This is a genomic window from Candidatus Erwinia haradaeae (assembly GCF_900698885.1).
GTDB lineage: Bacteria > Pseudomonadota > Gammaproteobacteria > Enterobacterales > Enterobacteriaceae > Erwinia_E > Erwinia_E haradaeae_H.
Genome location: NZ_LR217705.1, coordinates 580294 through 601167, shown reverse-complemented (window position 1 = coordinate 601167; position 20874 = coordinate 580294). Strand labels below are relative to the sequence as shown.

The window sequence follows — 20874 nt, the reverse complement described above, 5'->3', positions numbered from 1 at the left end:
CATTATCCTCGTTTAAATGCCTGAGTTTTTGTTAAACGTATTTCGTAATCGATTCGTAATAAAAACACAATAGCTGTTGACATAATTAGCAGGCTTGACCCGCCATAACTAATCAATGGTAGCGTTAAACCCTTGGTTGGTAATATACCAGCTGTAGCTCCAACATTCACTAGCGTTTGAAAACTAAACCAGATACCAATCGCACATGCAAGAAAACCAGAAAAACATTGATTAACTTTTAATGCGTCGCGGCCAATCAGCATTGCACGAAATGAGACAAAAAATAGCATAATTAATCCAGCAAAAACGCCAATATAACCTAATTCTTCACCAATAATTGAAAATATAAAATCTGTATGAGCTTCCGGGAGATATTCTAATTTTTGTATTGAGTTACCCAACCCCTGCCCTAATAATTCACCTCGGCCGAATGCCATTAAAGATTGAGTAAGTTGATAACCACTTCCAAACGGATCACCCCATGGGTTCCAAACAGAAATTATTCGTCGTATTCGGTATGGTTCCGTCAAAATTAAAATACTAATAGCAGTAATACCAGAACTGATGATCGCTAAAAATTGCCATACTTTTGCACCCCCTAAAAATAATATAGAAAGTGTAGTCACAAAGAGAACTACTACAGTTCCTAAATCTGGTTGCGCCAATAGTAACACTGCCAATATTAGCATAACACCCATAGGTTTAAAAAACCCCCAAAAATGATTCCGGACTTCATGAGATTTTCGTGCTAGATAGTTAGATAAATAACAGAATAATGATAATTTAGATAATTCTGCAGGTTGCATACTAACAGGTCCCAGTGAAAGCCAGCGAATTGCACCATTAACTGAATTACCTGTTACTAGAACTAAAAGTAGTAGTATGATTGCTGTGAGTAACATAATGCTACTAGATCGTTGCCAGAAACTCATAGGAATACATAACGTAATTCTAGAAAACCCAAGAGATAACAATAAATACAATGCATCACGTTTAGCAAAAAGCAGTGGATCTTCTACTAGGCGCTGACTGATTGACATTGAGGCTGATGTTACCATTATTAAACCTATAACTGTTAAACCAAGTGTTAACCATAATAAGGTGCGGTCATATAGTAATAGTATATTCATTTTATAATTCCTGAGGCTTATTATCCAAGTTGTGCATAAAAAAAATTATAAAACGAAGTAATCTAATACGCGCTATAGGCATTAGCCAACCTCTTGTGCTATTTTAGTAAATAAGGCGCCACGTTCTTCAAAATTAGTAAATTGATCTAGGCTAGAACAGGCTGGTGCTAAAAGTACTATATCTCCAGGCTGTACTTTAGAGGCGATTTCGATCATAGCCTCAGTCATAGTTTCAGTCTGCACTGTAATTTCTGGGCGTAATTGCGCTAATTTAGCCCTATCACGGCCAAAACAATAGAGATGAAGATTTTTTTTCTGAAGGGGTTTGATTAGTGGTTTTAAATTAGATGACTTGCTGTCTCCGCCTAGTAATAACCACAAGTTCCCATCAGGTTCTACGCTATTTAGCGCTGCAGAAGTACTTCCGACATTGGTAGACTTAGAGTCATTAATCCATTGGACACCATTTTTTTGATGTATGATCTGAAAGCGATGCTCTAGACCTTTGAAGCTAGTAAGTGAAGATAAGCTGATATTTCTAGGGATATTCAACGCATCTGCTAAAGCTAGCGTAGCTAGCGCATTAGTAAAATTATGCTTACCAATGATACGCATCTCATTAATATTCAATACACTTTCCCCTAACGCATGCAACCAAGTGCTATTATTCTGAGTCTTAAAATGATAATCGCCAGTATTTTTACCAAAACTACGATAACATGAATGAGAATGATTTACTGGTATAGTTTTTTCGTCATCAGCATTCATCAGGCAAAGCGAAGCATTTTTATAAATACGCAGTTTAGCAGAATGATATTGCTGCATACCAAGTGGATATCGATCCATATGATCTTCGGTTACATTTAAAATAGTTGCTGCTACTGCTTGCAAACTGTAGGTTCTTTCAAGTTGAAAACTGGATAATTCTAAAATATATAATTGTGCGGGTTTTTTTAGCAACCCAAGAACAGGAACACCAATGTTACCACCTATTCCAACTATCCATCCCATAGATTGAGCGATTTTGCCTACCCAAGATGTAACAGTGCTTTTACCATTAGATCCGGTAATAGCAACAATTGGAATATGTGTTTCACGACAAAACAGCTCAATATCACTAATAATTTTAATTCCTGCTCGCTCGGCTGCTATAATAGATGGCTTAAGAGGAGAAACGCCAGGACTAATGATAATTAAATCAGCATTTAGTAACCAAACATTATTGATTTCACCCAGACAATATTCAATATTTTTTGGTAAGAGATTTAATAATGGGGGATTTATGCGTGTGTCTATTACACGCGGTATTACGCCGCGTGTCAGGAAAAAATCTACACATGCACTACCTGTAAAACCAAGGCCAATAATAACGACTTTCATGCCTGTATAATTATTTAAGCTCATCGTATCTTAAGGGTAACTAAACTAATCAGTAGTAGAATGAGTGAAATAATCCAACACCGAACAATAATACGGGGCTCTGGGTAGCCATTTAACTCATAATGATGATGTATAGGGGCCATGCGAAAAATACGTTGCCCGCACCATTTAAAGTATCCAATCTGTAGTATCACCGATATTGTTTCTATCAAAAAGACTCCGCCCATTATAAGAAGTAGAAACTCCTGGCGCAATAATATTGCTATAACACCAAGCGAGGAACCTAAGGCAAGAGAGCCAATATCACCCATAAATATTTGCGCAGGGTAGGTATTAAACCATAAAAAACCTAAGCCAGATCCAAAAATTGCAGCACAGATAATAGCTAACTCACTAGTATGTGCTATATAAGGAATATGTAGGTAGGCAGCACATTTTACCGTCCCTGTCGCAAAAGCTATTATAGCTAATCCTATGGCAATAAATACAGTAGGAACAATTGCTAAACCATCTAACCCATCAGTAATGTTAACCGCATTACTAGTGCCTACGATAACAATATATGTTATTAAAAGATAGAATATACCTAGTTGTGGTATAATACTTTTAATAAATGGTAAAATTAAAAAAGTAGTGTATGTTTCTCTGCCTATGATATACATCCCTATACCAACTAATAAGGCGATAGCCGATTGCCAAATGTATTTCCAGCGCGCGGGCAATCCTACAGTGTTTTTATGTACTATTTTTTTATAATCATCCACAAAACCAATAATACCATAACTTACCAAAACAAACATTACAAACCAGATATATATATTACATAGATCAGCCCAAAAAAATACTGACATGATAATAGCTACTAAGATTATAATACCACCCATTGTTGGTGTACCACTTTTATTAAAATGGCTCTTTGGGCCATCCATACGTACAATTTGACGGCATGATAGTTTGTTAAGACAAATAATCATACGCCGACCAATCAACAAAGATACGCAAAGGGAAGTAAAAAAACTGCAAATAAAACGAAAAATTACATCAGAAATAACATCAAAACCAGAATAAAATATAACTAAATATTCTTTTAGAAAGACTAACATACACCTTTCTCCTGTAAAATATTTACTATTTTTTCCATGCATGAACTACGCGAACCTTTTACTAATAACGTAATACATTGATGTTGCATCAGCAATTCATATGCCCTGTTTCCTAGTTCTGCATGCTCTTTAAAGCATTCGCCTACAGCGCTTTTACGCGCGATAAGCATTCCTAATGATCCTATACTTAATACTTTATTAATGCCTAAGCTATGAATCAACTCACCTATTTGAGAATGATATTTAATTGCATATTTTCCCATTTCTGCCATATCACCAACGATCATAACGCGATAACCAGGTCTTGCGGATAAGACTTTTATAGCAGCAATCATAGAGCCCATATTAGAATTATAACTATCATCTATTAGTAACTTATTTTTGGTAAAATATATTGAAAATAAGCGCCCTGATATTGCTTTCATATGACATAAGCCCTTTGGTATTGCATGTAATGGTGCGCCAATAGAAAGCGCTAATGCGCTAGCTGCAAGCGCATTAGCAATTTGATGATCTCCATGCAATGGCAGGGAAATCGCTATAGAGCCTTGAGGAGAATGTAATTTAAATAAAGTACCAGATGTATTATAAGAAATGTCAGATGCATAAAAATCACTTTTTCTCTTTTTATGTATTGAAAAGCGCCAAAGCGCTCTTCCTTGAATGGCATGTCTCCAATGCACTAAATCATGACTATCATTATTAATAATAGCAGTGCCATTTATTGGTAAATGGTTTAAAATCTCTCCTTTAGCTTTAGCTAAACCAGATAGAGAACCAAAACCTTCTAAATGGGCCGTTGAAAGATTATTAATAAGTACGCTTTCTGGCTGTGCTAACTGAACAGTATAGGAAATCTCTCCTATATGACTAGCGCCGAGCTCTACGACAACGTACTGATGCCTAGAATGCAGGCCTAAAAGTGTAATTGGTACTCCAATATCATTATTAAGAGTACCAACAGTAGACAATGTCTGGCCACAGTGATGTAAAATAGCAGTAGTCATGTCTTTAACAGATGTTTTTCCTGAAGATCCTGTAATTGCCACAACTCTAGCATTAGATTGTTGACGCACCCATGCAGCTAACTTACCTAGCGCAACACGCGTATTCTTTACTACTACACATGGAGTTTTATAGTGTAAATGTTTACTAACTAAAAGACCAGAACATCCTGCCTTTATAGCACATGAAGCGAAATTATGAGCGTCATGATATTTTCCCTGTAAGGCTACAAAGAAATTCCCTGTTCGTAGTTGACGTGTATCAGTGCTAATATCAGATATGGTTATATTAGCTCCATAAAGAACCCCGTCAGTAATTTCTGCCACTTGTTTTAAGGTTATAGGAATCATGTTACCTGCCTTAAGAGGGTTAAAACTATATTTTTATCAGAGTAATTTACATTATTTTTTCCAAAAGTTTGATAATTTTCACTGCCTTTACCAGCAATGAGCACAACATCATCCATTTTTGCTTGTTTTATTGCATACGTTACTGCTTGCGCTCGATTAATGATCACGTAAGCAGTTTTTGGATATAGCAATCCACTTAATATGTCTCTGATAATAATCACAGGATCTTCATTACGAGGATTATCGTTAGTAATAATTAAAAAATCAGAAAGACGCTCAGCAAGCTCGCCCATCATAGGGCGCTTACCTGGGTCACGATCACCACCACAACCAAAAACACACCATAATCTACCCTTACAGTATCGACGTATTTCTATTAATGCTTTCTCTAATGCACAAGGGGTGTGAGCATAATCTATTACTACCTTAGGTTTTTTAGTGACCCAAAACATCTCCATGCGACCACTAACAGGTTGTAGCTGCGTTGCGGTGCGTATTAAGACCTCTAAGGGGTATTGTAACGACAGTAGGGTTGCCAAACTCAGTAAAAGGTTACTAACATTAAACGAACCTATTAAATGAGTCTCCATATATCCAGATCCCCAGCTAGAGGTAAAATCTATACTAGTCCCACTATTGCTATAGGTAACTTTTTTAGCTATCAACCATTGTTGATGTTGATCATAGTGATTATTATGATCCATGCTGACATAGACCGCATTCGGTAATCTTTTTAGCCATTTCCGACCTACTGTATCGTCACCATTAATAATAATTTTTTTTATTTGATATTTAAAAAATAGCTGCCATTTGCTATGTTCATAACAATTCATGTTATGATGATAATCTAGGTGATCGCGACTAAGATTAGTAAACACTGCTGCAGAAAAAGGTAAAGCCGCTACGCGACCTTGAGTAAGAGCATGAGAAGAAACTTCCATACCTACTAAACTTACATCCTGCTTTGCTAATGTAGATAAAGCATTTTGTACATCTATCGCAGAATCAGTCGTGTTATTTGTTAGAGCTAAGTGCCCATATAAACCATTGCCAAGTGTACCCATGATAGCACTCACGTTACCTAATAACTGAGCCCATTGAGCTAATAAATGCGTAACAGTAGTTTTACCATTAGTACCAGTTACACCAATTAGTTTTAATTGCGAACCTGGATTCTGATAAAAATCTCCTGCAATCTTTGAAAGAGACTGAGCAAGATCTTCAATGTAAGTCACTGGAATATTGCAAATATATTGAATTTTCCCATGCTGAGTATAACCCTTAGATTCGGCAATAACTGCTACTGCACCTTGAGAAATAGCTTGTACAATAAAATTACGTCCATCTACTTGATGTCCGTTAATAGCTATAAAAAGATCTCCTGACATTACTTTACGACTATCTAAAGTAATGCCCCGCAAAAGACAATTTGGTGCGTTAGATACCCATGGTGCTAACAAGTTTTTCAGATTGCGATATAGCACTGTGCGTTTCTCATTTTTATGGATTATGGATTTTTTGTGAATTAAAACTAGATAATGTATCAGGTTTAACTTTCATGATATGGAGAACTTCAGTCATAATATTACTAAAAACAGGAGCTGAGACAGCACCACCATAATATTGTCCAGATTGAGGATCATTAACTACAACAACTAACGCAAAACGAGGCTTGCTGGCAGGTGCTACTCCAGCGGTATAAGCAATATATCGATTAATAAATTTGCCATTTTTACCTACTTTTTTTACGGTACCCGTTTTAATAGCAATGCGGTAATCTTTGACAGCAGCCTTGACGCCACAACCACCTGGGAGGGATACGCTTTCCATCATGTGTAATACTGTACGCACTGTTTGAGCAGGGAAGATTCTCTTTCCTTCTATTGGAGTAGAAACTTTCATGATGGATAATGGGCGATAAATACCATAACTACCGAATGTCGCATAGACTCGTGCTAATTGTAATGGCGTTACCATAAGACCATAGCCAAAAGAAAATGCCGCTCTTTCTATATCAGACCATCGCTTTTTGTGAGGAAAGAGCCCCCTGCTTTCTCCAATCAAACCAAGGCTAGTGGTCTTGCCTAACCCAAAACTCGAGTAAGTATCCACTAATACATGTGATGGCATAGCTAACGCTAAACGAGTGACACCAACATTAGATGACTTTTGTAGAACTCCAGTAAGCGTCAGCTCATGATACAATGTTACATCGCGAATTATATGCCCATTAATTCGTAAAGGCTCAGTGTTTAATACACTATTTTCACTTACTACTCTACCCTGAAGTGCGCTTAAAATCACCATAGGTTTTACCGTTGACCCTGGTTCAAACATATCGGTAATTGCACGATTACGCATTGCACCTTGACTGGCTCCATTTAAGTTATTTGGATTATAGGATGGACTATTCACCATTGCTAGAACCTCTCCCGTGTGAATATCTAAAAGAACCGCTGTACCGGATTCAGCTCTATGAAAAGATACCGCTTTATGGAGCTCATGATACACTTGTGTTTGAAGACGTACATCAATACTCAAAGTGAGGTTGTTAGATTCCTGACGATCAACTAAAGGAATATCCTCAATCACCTGACCAAGACGATCTTGACGGACTATTCGCGAACCAGGCTGCCCTGTAAGCCATTTATTAAAGCTTTTTTCAATACCCTCAATGCCTTCTCCATCAATATTAGTAACACCAATCAGATGTGAGGTAACTTTCCCAGAAGGATAATAGCGACGTGACTCATTCCGTAAAAATATGCCTGGCAGTCGTAGTTTTTTAATATACTCACTAATTTCTGGGTCCACCTGACGCGCTAGATAAATAAATTGGCTAGATGGTCTAGCGTTCACCCGTTCCATGAGCTTATTGAGTGGAATGGACAATATATTAGCTAAGGCTCTCCAATGATCATCTAGAATAATGCCACCCTGTTTATGCAGTTCTTTAGAATCAGCTAAAATAGAATAAACAGGTACACTAACTGCTAAAGGGCGACCCTTGCGATCTGTGATAATACCGCGCGCTGTTGGAATTACTTGTACTCGTAGTGAGCGCATATCACCTTCATGGACTAATCTATCAGGGAAAATCACTTGCAACCAAGCCAAACGAAAGAGTAAACCAATCATCCCAAAAAAAATAAAACTACATAACAAAGTAAAACGCCAGTAACAAAAACTACTCTGTGGTCCTATCTTTTTTAATCTCTGATTGTATATATTTTTTACTCTTCTCATCCCGTACACTTTACCTTTACTGAAAACTATCATTTTCTAAACACATATAATTATGTTATATCCTGCTTACAGTAATGATGTAATTCACTTGCGTATACACTAAGTTAATTCTAATAAAATTAGAGATTTCTGCTAAATATTCAGTTTAAATTCTATAGAGACTCTTCTTGTGTTTAGTTGTTCTTAGAAGGCCTAATATATATTTCGTCAACTACTTCTCTGCATTACGAGAACAATCGTTTTAAGCTGTTATTAAATAGAACGTTTTAGTTTTATAGTGCATAAACGTTTGGAGTGTCATGAAGAGACATATTGTGGTGACTCATTAAACTATATTATGCATTCATAAAATAATTATAATGGGATTGGAGTATTAGAAATGGAATGCACTGGATAGTGTACGTATGTTCTGTTATACTTATGGCGCTGTTTTTAGATAAACGCTTAAGGTTATTATTATTTCTTGAAATATATGCATGCATATCCTTAGCAATTCTATGTATTCACATAGAAATGTATATTGTGGTGACGATGTTATGCGATCATGTATTAATTACAATTAATATTTCTTCAGAAACAAACTACATTCGTATTTACATACTCTCGTATTTACATACTCTCGTATTATTGAATAAATCTAGTTATGCAAAATTAGGGTATATAAATTTCTACAAGAACACTATACCTATACATTGTAATATAGCATACTACTAATTTAGTATTTAAAATAAAATATTATAATTATAATTATAGTAATATTTTAATATTTTTTATTAAATCTCAATATCGATAATATATAAAATATCTAACTAATCTGGTGATTGCATTATATACAAATCATTATGTCACTACATCTTACAGTATTTTATTATTTATGTACTATACATTTCTACCTATCTGATACAAAAAACAACAGTATTTACTTATAAAGATAACCATTTCATTACATTCAATTATATTAAATAAAAAGAGATTTTGAATACTAAATAAAAAAAGATTTTTGATAAATACTGATATTTAGTTTTATTATTATAGATTAATAATAATATATAATTATAGAATTCTTCTTCATTATTTCGCTTTATTATACCAGAAATACATTTCTATATGATTTTAGTAGTAAAATATTACACTTTTAATAAATAGAAAAATTTATTTAAATTTTAATCATCAATAATAAGGATTTTCTATATGCACATGATATTAATCGTAGAAGGTAATAGCTTATCCACTAAAAATTCTGTTATATACAGGCTGTATATGTCAATATTAATCCATACGGTATAAAAATATAAATTGGCTCATTCAAAAGTCAGGTGATGAGCATAATCTTTTACTAATCAGGAACAACGATGGTTCTCGTATAAAAAATAAATTTTTAAAAATTTAGAGCAAAATATAACTTACCATAAATTTCTGAGTATATGTGTGAGTATAATTAATAGCTATAATTATTTTATCATTAAACTCTCTTAATATTCGATATAAAATAACGTTAACCATTAGAGCATAGCAGATATTTTCTAGATATAGATTGATACCTTGGAGTTATAAATCTAGTTTCACACTTAATTTATATAATAATGTATTTTTAGAGAAATTTTCAAATATCTAATGAAAAGACCACTTACTATAACATAGCTCTCAGCATTAAAATAATACTGAAAACTATTTAAGTTAAGAAAAAATATAGTTTAGCGATTACATTTAAAGTGATGCTATTTTACTTGAAATATAAAATTATCATAGAATACTAGTTATTTAGCAGATTGCTTCACAAAAGACTGTTTAATACTATTAAACATCAATTCATGTTTGTAATATAAAAATTATAATTATAGCAAGGTCATTAGAAAATTTTAGTAGTTAGATTCATTATTTTTCACTTATTAGAATCATAGATAAATAGCAGTAAATAATAATTTGAAATCAAATTTACTAATTTTATTTAAAGCATTTATTCAAAATGAATTAATTAATATATGGATTATGCAAAATATACATTTTATAAAAAATAAAAAATAAAAAATAAAAACAATATTCATTTATAGATGGGTATACTTATTTTGATAAACAAATGAAATAATAGTTAGGAGTTAACCTAAACTATTAGGTAAAACTCAATAAATAAAATAAATAACACAATTGCCTCTCATTGTATTAAAGAGATACAGAGTCATTCTTCTAGTATTAGTAATATTTTAGCGTTTATAGAAAATATTATTTTTATATTAAAAATTACGTCTGGTCGTATATATATGAATGAATTATATATATCTAAATAAATAAAATAAAACTGTTTCTTTGGATCCAACCAAAGCTTTACTAATCATGTAAGATTAATATGCTAACACACATCAATCCTTTAATGTTATTGCAAAATAATAGATAAAAATAACCAATTTTTCTATAAAATACCTCATTTTCTAAAGATATTTGAGAATATAATCATGATGAATTCAGGCATGTTTACTTTGATATCATTATCATTATCATTATCATTCTATAGTCTTATCTAGTTAAACTTGTTATGTAATATGAATTTGCCTTAGTGCTTCAGAAGATAATTTTAATTTATACTCAGGTTATATTATTAACGGGATCGATCTGTTAGGAATGGAATTTTATATATCTGGTTTTTTCATAATGCTCAAAATAAATAAAAAAGTTAACACCAAAACTACGGAAGGTCCTGCTGGAGTATCATAACACGCAGAAAATCCAAGCCCAAATGTTACTGCTAATATACCAATAAATACAGCGAATACAGCCATTTCTTCTGGAGAGCGCGCAAATCGACGCGCTATAGCTGCTGGCATAATTAGTAATGAAGTGATAATCAATGCACCAACAAATTTCATAGATATTCCAATTGTTAAAGCTGTAATGATCATTAAAATCATTTTAGTGCTCTGAATATTAATTCCATCAACCTGCGCTAGTTCTGGATTCACTGTTAAAGAGAGAAATTTACGCCAATTCCAGAGAATAACGAACAAAATAAGTATAACCCCAATTAAAATAACCCATAGATCACTAGGCATAACCGATAGAAGATCACCAAATAGGTATGCTATTAAGTCAATGCGAATATTGGACATAAAACTAACCAGAATCAATCCTAATGATAATGTGCTATGTGCTAGAATACCTAGCAAAGTGTCCAGTCCCAAATGAGGATAACGCTCAAGCCAAACTAATATTATTGATAAAAATAATGTGACAATAATTACTGTATAACAGGGATTAATATTGAGTAATAATCCAAGTGCCATTCCAAGTAATGAGGTATGCGCCAAAGTATCACCAAAATATGACATCCGTCGCCAGATAATAAATGAGCCCAATGGACCAGCTATTAATGCTAGCAATACCCCCGTCAACCAACCCGGGAACAATAATTCAATCATTAACTGGTGAATCTCCTACGTATAAAGTACAAGGTCGTCTTATTAAAGATTATGATTATTCTTATGATTTTTGTGTCGGTAAATAGCCAGATTTTTCGCCCGAACAGGACCAAACATCGAGATAAATTCTGGATGTTGCGATACAGATTCAGACGTACCAGAGCAACAAATATGACGATTCAAACATAAAACTTCATCAGTTTTAGCCATAACAAAATGTAGGTCATGTGAAACCATTAAAACACCACAATTAAGGTCGTATCTTAATTGGTCGATCAAATCATAAAGTGCAATTTGACTATTAATATCAACACCTTGAGTCGGTTCATCGAGAACTAGTAGTTTTGGTTGGTTGAGCAATGCGCGTGCTAATAACACTTTCTGCATTTCACCTCCGGATAATTTTTGCAGAGGGAATTCTATTAAGTGTTCTGCTTGAACACGCTTTAAGGCAGGTATAATGTCTACATATGTAACATTGGGTCGCAGTCGCATAAATCGACCTACACTTATAGGCAATGTAACATCTAGTAACATTTTTTGAGGAACATAACCAACAGACAATTTGGAAAGGCGATATACAGTGCCAAAAGTAGGACGAATTAACCCAAGAACTACGCGTACCAATGTTGATTTACCAGCTCCATTTGGGCCTACTAACGTTAGTATCCGCCCTGATTCTAGACTCAGTGAGATATTACTTAATGCTAAACACTGACCAAGCTTTACTGTAATTTGCTTAATAGATATTAAGGTAGATATATTCATTGTAATTGATGTAATATTTTACATATTGGCATATGATATATAGCCTATTGAAATGGAATGAATCATGATTTTATGGAAAAACTTAAGAAAAATTTTCATGCTAGTTTTAGGAATATTTATAGTATGTCTGTCATTTACAACTAGAGCTGCTATTGTCACATCAATAAAACCAATAGGTTTTATTGCTGCATCTATTGCTGACGGTATTACTCTAGTGAAGATTCTTCTTCCAGAAGGTGCCTCTGTGCATAATTATGCACTACGTCCATCAGATATAAAGCATCTTCAAGAAGCAGATTTAGTAGTTTGGATTGGTCCTGAAATGGAATCATTTATGAAAAAACCTTTGGAAAAGTTACCGACACAAAATACTATCGAGATAAGTCAGCTGCCTGGAGTGCAATCATTATTACTACTTGATCAATCACATAAGGAATCCAGATATATCGATCAATTACCAAATATCGAGAATCACATACAATTCAAAAATCATGAGTATCATCATTATCATAATAAATATAACATGCACCTATGGATGTCACCAGAAATTGCTATTCAAATAGCAATGGCTATTCATTCTAAGTTATTAGGGTGCATGCCAGAAAATCAAGATCAACTAAATGCGAATTTGCAGTATTTCAAGGCTTCTATCTTAACGATGAATAAAACAATTAATCAACAACTTGCACCATTAAAGGGCAGCAACTATTTTGTGTTTCATGATGCTTACACCTATTTTGAAAAGTATTATAGTTTAGTGCCTACTGGTTATTTCACTATTAACCCAGAAATTCAACCAGGTGCACAGCATTTACATTATATACAAATGCAACTGCTTTCAAAAAAAATACAATGCGTCTTTACTGAACCACAGTTCCAACCAATCGTAGTGAAAGCCATTTCTAGAGGAACCAACGTTCATTTTGGTATATTAGATCCTCTTGGTACAGAAATATCTATAAGTAAAGACAGCTACGTAAAGTTTCTTGTAAAGTTATCTACTCAATATAGAAGCTGTTTACAGGAGGATTAAATTAAGGGAGTGTATGTGCAGAAAAAACTCAACGTTATTAGTTTAGCGTTTTATGGTTTATTTTGTCTTCACCCTGTTATATTTAGCGCATTTACAGTTGTGCCATCAATTATTTCTATTTTTAGTTCAAAGCTACAAATTAGCTATGCTAGTAGCGCTAATCTATTACTTGACCGTGCTCAATCTAAAAATAATCCAACTAGCTCTTCTCTTCCAAAAAATAGCGAACCTCTTGACGAAGAAAGTCCATCTATTGAGGAAGATTTACTTAAAGATGAAATGGATAACGCTATTTCTAGTGAAATGAATGTCCATGATTATATCGTTACTCACGGAGATACACTTAGTAATATAATAAACCAGTATGATGTGGAGTTACTGGATATTATTCAATTAATCAGATGTGATAGAAGGTTGCATAATTTACATATTGGTCAAAAACTATCATGGACGCTAAATAATAAACACCAACTGCAACACTTAACATGGGAGCGCTCAAATGGTGAAATAAGATGCTATGAACGGACTAAAAAAGGTTTTAAAGTATCTTTATCGCTTAAAATGAATTCGTTTCAACGAAAAATTACAACAGTGAGAGTTAATACTAGCTTTATTAATAGCGCTAGGTTAGCAGGGTTAAGCACTAAAGAGATCCAAGCAGTAATTAAATCTTTGCAATGGCAAATCGATTTTCGTAAACTTCGTGATGGTGATCGTTTTGAAATATTAACAATGTATGCGATGTTAAATGGTAAAAAACAAAAAAGTGAATTGTTAGGGGTTAGGTTGCATAATACTGGCAGGGATTATTATGCAATTCGAGCAGCTAATGGTAAGTTCTATGATCATAGAGGGTCTGGTTTAACAAGTGGCTTTATGCGTTTTCCTACCGTAAAAAAATATCGCGTTTCTTCTCCGTTTAATCTAAAACGACCTAATCCGATCACTGGTAAAATTATACCACATAAAGGTGTCGATTTCGCCGTTCCTATCGGAACCCCTGTATTAGCAATAGGCGATGGGGAAATCATTGTTTCTAGATTTAGTAGTACAGCTGGGAAATATGTAGCTATACGACATGGGCATCAATATATGACACGTTACATGCATTTGAATACCTTACTAGTAAAGGTTGGTCAGAAGGTAAAGCGTGGTGAACATATCGCGCTTTCAGGAAATACTGGGCGCTCTACTGGACCACATGTCCATTTTGAAATTTGGGTAAACAATCAAGCTGTAAACCCTCTTACTGCTAGATTACCCTGCATGGAGAAGTTAACTGGAAAAAATCGACGAAATTATTTAGATAAAGCAAAAAAAATAATACTGCAGTTACATAAAAAGTAATATTAAAATGTAATAGTATGAATATACTAAAATTAGTAAAAGGATAATCATTACTGATGAAAGAAATATACTGTATACTATGTGAGTATAAGTAATACGCGCTATTATTTTGTCAATAAATTATTACACGAACTTATTTGAAGTCAAACAAGACCCATATAAAATATGTAGTTACATATAGTACATTTTACTTATCAGATGAATACTTGTCTATTTAAAAATTAAGAGAATTGTTTATGCATTTTTGATTTATCAATAACATAACAGTCTAGCAATGTTGAGGCGTGAGACTATGAATCTATATTATATACGATAAATACTCTTATAATCTTGTATTATTAATTTTTACACTTTGATATATATAAAACTGATGTTTATATTACAGATAATTATATGAATTTTCATATAAAGAAAAATTATTTATATTTTATCGTTATTAAACAATATGTGATATTATGTGTTAATATATGATATTTAAAAATTTTAATTTAATTACAATGAAATTTTTATGTTAATTCAATTAAATAAAATTTTTATTTTATCTATATAAATAGGTACTATTTTTTATATCTTACAGTCATATGTTTATATGATGAAAATTTTTTATGATGATTAAGTATTAACAATAATATGTCCGAAGAACTATTCATGCTCTGATGCTTATCGTATTATTCACAATATAGTAGGGTTTTATTATTATCAAAAAGTTTATCAATTTATTAGGATGGGTTCAATGAAATATATTGGTGCCCATGTTAGCATAGCTGGCGGTTTAGATAAAGCAGTTGAACGCGCGGTGCAATTACGAGCTACAGCTTTTTCTTTTTTTACTAAAAATCAACGCCAGTGGTACGCAACTTCTCTTACTTCTGAGAAAATTTGTGCCTTTCATCACGCATGCAGGACATATCAATATACATCAGCACAAATTATTCCACACGGTAGCTATCTGATTAATTTAGGTCACCCTGTATCAGATAAATTAGAAAAATCTCGTTTTGCTTTGCTGGATGAAGTTAACCGCTGTCAGCAATTAAACTTAACATTGCTAAATATACATCCAGGTAGTCATTTAAACATGATAACAGAGGATCAGTGTTTAAAACGTATCGCTGAATCAATTAATATTGTTCTTAGTAAAACTAAAGGAGTTACTATTGTTCTTGAAAATACTGCGGGACAAGGAAGTAATATGGGGTTTTTATTTGAACATTTATCCACTATCATTCATAATGTGGAAGATAAATCTCGTATTGGCGTATGTATAGATACTTGTCATGCTTTTGCTAGTGGTTATGAGCTACGTACTGAAAATGCTTGTATTAAAACATTTTCTGACTTTGACAAAATCGTAGGATTTCAATATTTATGTGGATTACATCTTAATGATTCTAAAAGTCCATTTAATAGTCGGGTAGATCGTCACCATAATCTAGGCAAGGGAACTATAGGACTTACAGTATTTAGTTGGATAATGAAAAACAAACAATTTAATTGTATACCAATGATTTTAGAAACAGCTAACCAAGATTACTGGAAAGAGGAAATTACTTGGTTAAAATCCGAACAAGATAAAAACAGATCGTAATCTATTTTTATCTATAAAAAAAGAAAATTAACATTTATTTTCAAAGACAACTAATGTTATGACTTTTATTAACATTCAGAAAGCTCCTTATCTGGTAGTTTTACCTTTGCGTAAGATATACTTGTTAATAAAGTGCCTATAATAATCGCAAACAGATAACCAACTATTGGAGTCACTACCCCAGGCATCAAAAGCACAAATAAACCACCGTGTGGCACCATTAATTGAGCTCCAACAGCCATAGAAATAGCACCTGTCACTGCACCACCAATAGCACAGCAGGACAGTACGCGTATGGGGTCTCGAGCGGCAAATGGAATAGCACCTTCAGATATAAAACAAATGCCTAACACTAAGGCTGTTTTACCTAAAACTCTTTGTTTTTTAGTAAATTTTTTACGAACAATTAATGTTGCTATCCCCATTGAAAGTGGGGGAACCATGCCAGCTGCCATAATAGCTGCCATTGGTGTGTAAGTTTTTGAACTGAGAAGCCCTATTCCAAAGGCATATGCTACTTTATTCAGTGGTCCGCCCATATCAATACACATCATGCCACCTAAAACACTTCCTAAAAGGATAGCATTAGTCGTACCAAGATTGTCCAGAATACTAGTAAGGCTAGACATTATCCCAGAAACTGGTTTGCCCACTATGTATATCATTACAAGACCGGTTAAAAGACTAGACAGTACAGGAAGAATTAAGAGTGGTTTTAATGATTCCATGCTACTTGGTACATGGATATAAGAGTTGAGATACTTAACAGTATAACCAGCTATAAAGCCAGCCATTATACCACCAATAAAACCTGCATTTATGTTAGTTGCTAACATTCCACCAATAAAGCCTGGTGTTAACCCAGGGCGATCAGCAATAGAAAAGGAAATAAACCCTGATAAAATTGGTATTATGAGCATCAGTGCAGCGCCATTTCCAATTTGCTTAAGTGCTGTAACAAAAAAATCTGAATCATCACATACAACATTGCCAACTGCAAAAGAAAGAGCAGTAATGAGACCACCAGAAATAATCATTGGCAACATATAAGAAATACCAGTCATTAAGTGACGATATGATCTAATCTTCTCTTGATTATGCTTTTTTTTCTCCCTATCATGATTAATCAGTGGATGATATGGTGTGGATTTAAGAACAGCATTATCTAATTCCTGTTTTGTATTTTTCAGTGCTAAGCACGTTGAAGTTCTGTAGATTTTTTTACCGGAAAATTTTATTAAATCTACTTCAATATCAGTGGCAACAATTACAAAATCTGCTAAAGCAATTTCATCATTAGTAATAATATTTTGTGTACCTATTGAACCCCGTGTTTCTACTTTTATCCACCAACCTCGTTTTTTTGCCTCAATACTAAGTGCTTCAGCAGCCATAAAAGTATGCGCTACGCCTGTAGGACATGCGGTGATTGCTAGAACCCTTTTGCATGGCGTTTTTGACTCTATGATAGATTGTGAATGAGAAATTGGCATGCTATATAGTTTAGCATCTGTTAGGGCTTGTGCTAAAAATTTCTTTGGGGCACGCATAAAGCGCTTGATATCTATCAAGTAAATAGATTTACCAATAAACCGATGATCTATTGGTTGTGTATTGCCTAAAGCAACTATTAGATTAGCTTCTTCTATATTTTTCGTTAATGTTACACCAATAGAACCTGCCGCTTCGGTGATAATGCGTTCAGCGATATACTGTGCGCATCGTCCTAAAGAAGAGTCCATGATCAATAAGGTTTTCATTATAATATATCTCCAGAGGATAGTGTTGAATAAGGATATAAATCAACACGCTTCATCATCGTAGATAATTGTGTATGGTCAGTTATACCAACACTGCTTTGGTTAACAGAAAGTGCAGAGATAGCAGTAGCAAGACGCAGAATATATTCACTTGATTGCTTCATAAGTAGCCCATAGATTAAACCACCAACCATAGAATCTCCTGCTCCTACGGTACTAATTACATCACAGCATGGCGGTTTTGATATCCATACTCCATTAGAATTAACCAATATTGCTCCTTCGGCCCCCATTGAGATAACTACATGTTCAACACCTTTTCCACGAAGAATTTGTGCGGTATTAATTACGTCTTCTTTAGTTGGTAAAGGGTGTCCTATATATGTCTCCAGCTCCCGGCGATTAGGTTTGATAAGATAAGGTTTTGCAGTGAGACCTGCAATGAATGTTTCATGACTACTGTCAAATACAACGCATGGACAATATTTACGAGCTTGTTTCATCCAATATGCAAAAGCAGAGATATCAATACCATCTGGTAGACTACCACTAATACAGAGTATATCGAACTGATTAAAAATAATGTGAGACTTAGTGAAAAAATTTTCCCATTCTTGAGCAGTGACCTTAAATCCGGAAAAATTAATTTCTGTCAGTTCTCCATTACCTTCAGTTAGCTTGATGTTTGTACGGGTGTATCCATTAACTAGGTTAAAGTGATTAATAATGCCTTTTTTTTTAAAAAGACCAAGAAATCCGTCCTGATTTTTTTTTCCTAAGAAACCAAAAACTGTTACATCAATATTCAGGTCTCTAAGTATCTTAGCTACATTAATCCCTTTACCGGCAGCATGCATACTGATTGTATTGATTAAGTTTAACTCTCCACGCACAAGATGTGAAATACGCCCCTCTAAATCATAGGCCGGATTAAAAGTAACAGTCGCTACGCGTTTACTCATTTTTATTTTCACCCAAACCACTAGAGATCGCTTCTGCAACTGCCAACATCATTTTTTGAGCTTCTTGACCTCTGGCAATAAATCGCAAACGGTGACCCTTTTTGACACCAAGCGAGACCATCTTCATTAAACTTCTGCCATTAGCGGGTTGTCCATTACCATCAAGATTAATAACACTGACTTTACAGTTAAATCCTTTAATTAAGTTAACCAATGCGGCACCTGGACGTGCATGTAGACCATGTTGGTTATTGATTGTAAACTCTTTTGTTACCACCAATTCTTGCGAATCTAAAGTTTCATTGGTTAATAATTCAATTATATAATAGGCGTCTCCATTAAGTAGCTGATCGCATTCATTGTTTATTAGAAGACGACTCAAGCAGTTGAGAACCACTAATGGTTTTTCATCAATTATAGATACAGTTATTAATAGTGAAACTTTTTCACCCTGAATATCGAATGGTCGCATTGCACGACTAATTGCAATACCATTAATTAAATTTCCTTGAGAGCTTTCATTAAGCCAAATACCTTGCCCAAGATTAAGAGGTGGATCTGACAGGATCTGCGAAAGAAATGAGCTATCTACTAAACCAGCCTTTTTCAATAAACCTGCATTTATTGCTTGTAACGTAATCAAGTTACAGTTTTCTATGTCGGTAGTAATTAACGAAGCATCTAATGAAAATGATGTAGAATATTGCTCTCCAATTAATATACTACGTAAAGTTTTAGCTGAATGAGTATTTTTAAGTTTTTGGGCCAAGTTTTCATCATACAATGAATGAGTTATCTGTCGCAGCAACTCAAGGTGCTCATCAGATTTAGCGGCGATACCAATTACTATATAAGCAATCTGCTGTTCTCCCCAATCTACCCCATGTGGAAATTGAAACACTTGTATACCAGTTTTTAGTACCAAATGACGAGAATTAATCGTTCCATGTGGAATAGCGATTCCGTTACCTAAGTAAGTAGACGTTTGTTTTTCACGTTCCAGCATTGCCTCTAAATAGTCACCGCTAACATTTCCAGCTGCAGCTAAAGCAATGGAAACTTGACGAATTGCATCTTTTTTGTCGCTCGCCCATGCTCCTGGCGTAATGGCGTTAAGTGCTAGCTGCAACATAGTTCTCCCTGTTGCGAAATATAAATCATTTTATCTGGTCTTCCTTGTTATTATCTTACTTTTTTGAGATAACATAACGCAAGTGTTATAATATGAAGATTGATGGGGTATCTTTAAATTATTAATAAAAGTAGCATGACATTAAGAATCGTTAAATTCAAACTATATAATTATAATATTTTAAATGTTTTTTATAAATCTTCTATAAAGATACTATCTTTTATCATCTAATGAACATTAGAATACCAAATACTCACTGTTATTGATTGCAAAATCACAAAATATCATTTCATGTCTCATTAAATGAGATTGATTTAATCATATTAATATAAAAAACATTAACTATTAATTTTATTACAGATGTTTTAAAAACATGATAAATATATATTTCTTACTATATATCACTTTGCATTTTTAATGCTACGACATAATTTATGCACTATGAAATAGCTTATAACTCTAACAGAGTCATTACAAAGAATTTTAGAATATAATACATTTTCTGATGACTGATAGATACTTAATGAAAGATATTACATAAGATCAAATAAAGTTAAAAATCATTATTACTTTTGGAAAACAACTTAATACAAATTGAAAGATTATGATTAACCATGAGTACTTATTATTTCCAAATAATTTTAATTTATTTAGTGTAAC

General features: G+C 33.6%; 14 protein-coding genes. 3 read left to right on the top strand and 11 right to left on the bottom strand.

Annotated elements, in window-relative coordinates:
- Positions 1-2 precede the first annotated feature (2 nt).
- From ftsW to znuC, 8 genes are all read right to left on the bottom strand, one after another.
- Positions 3-1151, bottom strand: coding sequence for a cell division protein FtsW (ftsW, locus tag ERCISPPS3390_RS01890; RefSeq protein ID WP_269319458.1), 1149 nt, complete (start codon positions 1149-1151; stop codon positions 3-5).
- 60 nt (positions 1152-1211) lie between these two features.
- On the bottom strand, positions 1212-2534 hold the full coding sequence (murD, locus tag ERCISPPS3390_RS01885) for a UDP-N-acetylmuramoyl-L-alanine--D-glutamate ligase (protein ID WP_197095154.1): 1323 nt from the start codon (positions 2532-2534) through the stop codon (positions 1212-1214).
- Positions 2531-3613, bottom strand: coding sequence for a phospho-N-acetylmuramoyl-pentapeptide-transferase (gene mraY, locus ERCISPPS3390_RS01880; RefSeq protein WP_197095153.1), 1083 nt, complete (start codon positions 3611-3613; stop codon positions 2531-2533). Before mraY ends, murD begins: the two co-directional genes overlap by 4 nt.
- A complete protein-coding gene (gene murF / locus ERCISPPS3390_RS01875) occupies positions 3607-4968 on the bottom strand; it encodes a UDP-N-acetylmuramoyl-tripeptide--D-alanyl-D-alanine ligase (RefSeq protein WP_197095152.1) in 1362 nt (453 codons plus the stop codon). Before murF ends, mraY begins: the two co-directional genes overlap by 7 nt.
- Complete coding sequence (gene murE, locus ERCISPPS3390_RS01870; protein WP_197095151.1) at positions 4965-6452, bottom strand: UDP-N-acetylmuramoyl-L-alanyl-D-glutamate--2,6-diaminopimelate ligase; 1488 nt, start codon at positions 6450-6452, stop codon at positions 4965-4967. Before murE ends, murF begins: the two co-directional genes overlap by 4 nt.
- Before the next feature lie 16 nt (positions 6453-6468).
- Positions 6469-8214 carry a peptidoglycan glycosyltransferase FtsI gene (gene ftsI, locus ERCISPPS3390_RS01865; RefSeq protein ID WP_197095150.1) on the bottom strand — a complete coding sequence of 582 codons (1746 nt, stop codon included), beginning with the start codon at positions 8212-8214 and terminating at the stop codon, positions 6469-6471.
- Positions 8215-10838: 2624 nt separating this feature from the next.
- Positions 10839-11624, bottom strand: coding sequence for a zinc ABC transporter permease subunit ZnuB (gene znuB, locus ERCISPPS3390_RS01860; protein WP_197095149.1), 786 nt, complete (start codon positions 11622-11624; stop codon positions 10839-10841).
- 42 nt (positions 11625-11666) lie between these two features.
- Positions 11667-12386 carry a zinc ABC transporter ATP-binding protein ZnuC gene (znuC, locus tag ERCISPPS3390_RS01855; RefSeq protein WP_197095399.1) on the bottom strand — a complete coding sequence of 240 codons (720 nt, stop codon included), beginning with the start codon at positions 12384-12386 and terminating at the stop codon, positions 11667-11669.
- A 103-nt stretch (positions 12387-12489) separates the two neighbouring features.
- Here znuC and znuA point away from each other — a divergent pair, with 103 nt between their 5' ends.
- The 3 genes from znuA (at position 12490) to nfo (ending at position 16360) form a co-directional block, all read left to right on the top strand.
- Positions 12490-13425 (top strand): zinc ABC transporter substrate-binding protein ZnuA, encoded by a 936-nt coding sequence (znuA, locus tag ERCISPPS3390_RS01850; RefSeq protein ID WP_197095148.1) that lies wholly within the window; start codon positions 12490-12492, stop codon positions 13423-13425.
- A 15-nt stretch (positions 13426-13440) separates the two neighbouring features.
- Positions 13441-14772 carry a murein DD-endopeptidase MepM gene (gene mepM, locus ERCISPPS3390_RS01845; RefSeq protein WP_197095147.1) on the top strand — a complete coding sequence of 444 codons (1332 nt, stop codon included), beginning with the start codon at positions 13441-13443 and terminating at the stop codon, positions 14770-14772.
- A 733-nt stretch (positions 14773-15505) separates the two neighbouring features.
- Positions 15506-16360: a deoxyribonuclease IV gene (gene nfo / locus ERCISPPS3390_RS01840; RefSeq protein WP_197095146.1), complete on the top strand. Its 855-nt coding sequence runs from the start codon at positions 15506-15508 to the stop codon at positions 16358-16360.
- Positions 16361-16428: 68 nt separating this feature from the next.
- Here nfo and fruA read toward each other — a convergent pair whose 3' ends face one another.
- Genes fruA through fruB form a run of 3 tightly spaced genes read right to left on the bottom strand, consistent with a single transcriptional unit; the run spans position 16429 to position 20214 of the window.
- A complete protein-coding gene (gene fruA / locus ERCISPPS3390_RS01835) occupies positions 16429-18120 on the bottom strand; it encodes a PTS fructose transporter subunit IIBC (RefSeq protein WP_197095145.1) in 1692 nt (563 codons plus the stop codon).
- Complete coding sequence (gene fruK / locus ERCISPPS3390_RS01830; RefSeq protein ID WP_197095144.1) at positions 18120-19082, bottom strand: 1-phosphofructokinase; 963 nt, start codon at positions 19080-19082, stop codon at positions 18120-18122. Before fruK ends, fruA begins: the two co-directional genes overlap by 1 nt.
- Entirely contained in the window at positions 19075-20214 is a 1140-nt protein-coding gene (gene fruB / locus ERCISPPS3390_RS01825; protein WP_197095143.1) for a fused PTS fructose transporter subunit IIA/HPr protein, read from the bottom strand. Before fruB ends, fruK begins: the two co-directional genes overlap by 8 nt.
- Between the last annotated feature and the right edge of the window lie 660 nt (positions 20215-20874).

What these genes read in the sequence shown, in the direction of transcription:
- fruK (WP_197095144.1), bottom strand. Translation starts at nt 19,082, where the DNA reads ATGAGTAAACGCGTAGCGACTGTTACTTTTAATCCGGCCTATGATTTA.
- ftsI (WP_197095150.1), bottom strand. Translation starts at nt 8,214, where the DNA reads ATGAGAAGAGTAAAAAATATATACAATCAGAGATTAAAAAAGATAGGA.
- fruB (WP_197095143.1), bottom strand. Translation starts at nt 20,214, where the DNA reads ATGTTGCAGCTAGCACTTAACGCCATTACGCCAGGAGCATGGGCGAGC.
- murF (WP_197095152.1), bottom strand. Translation starts at nt 4,968, where the DNA reads ATGATTCCTATAACCTTAAAACAAGTGGCAGAAATTACTGACGGGGTT.
- murD (WP_197095154.1), bottom strand. Translation starts at nt 2,534, where the DNA reads ATGAGCTTAAATAATTATACAGGCATGAAAGTCGTTATTATTGGCCTT.
- znuA (WP_197095148.1), top strand. Translation starts at nt 12,490, where the DNA reads ATGCTAGTTTTAGGAATATTTATAGTATGTCTGTCATTTACAACTAGA.
- mraY (WP_197095153.1), bottom strand. Translation starts at nt 3,613, where the DNA reads ATGTTAGTCTTTCTAAAAGAATATTTAGTTATATTTTATTCTGGTTTT.
- nfo (WP_197095146.1), top strand. Translation starts at nt 15,506, where the DNA reads ATGAAATATATTGGTGCCCATGTTAGCATAGCTGGCGGTTTAGATAAA.
- znuB (WP_197095149.1), bottom strand. Translation starts at nt 11,624, where the DNA reads ATGATTGAATTATTGTTCCCGGGTTGGTTGACGGGGGTATTGCTAGCA.
- fruA (WP_197095145.1), bottom strand. Translation starts at nt 18,120, where the DNA reads ATGAAAACCTTATTGATCATGGACTCTTCTTTAGGACGATGCGCACAG.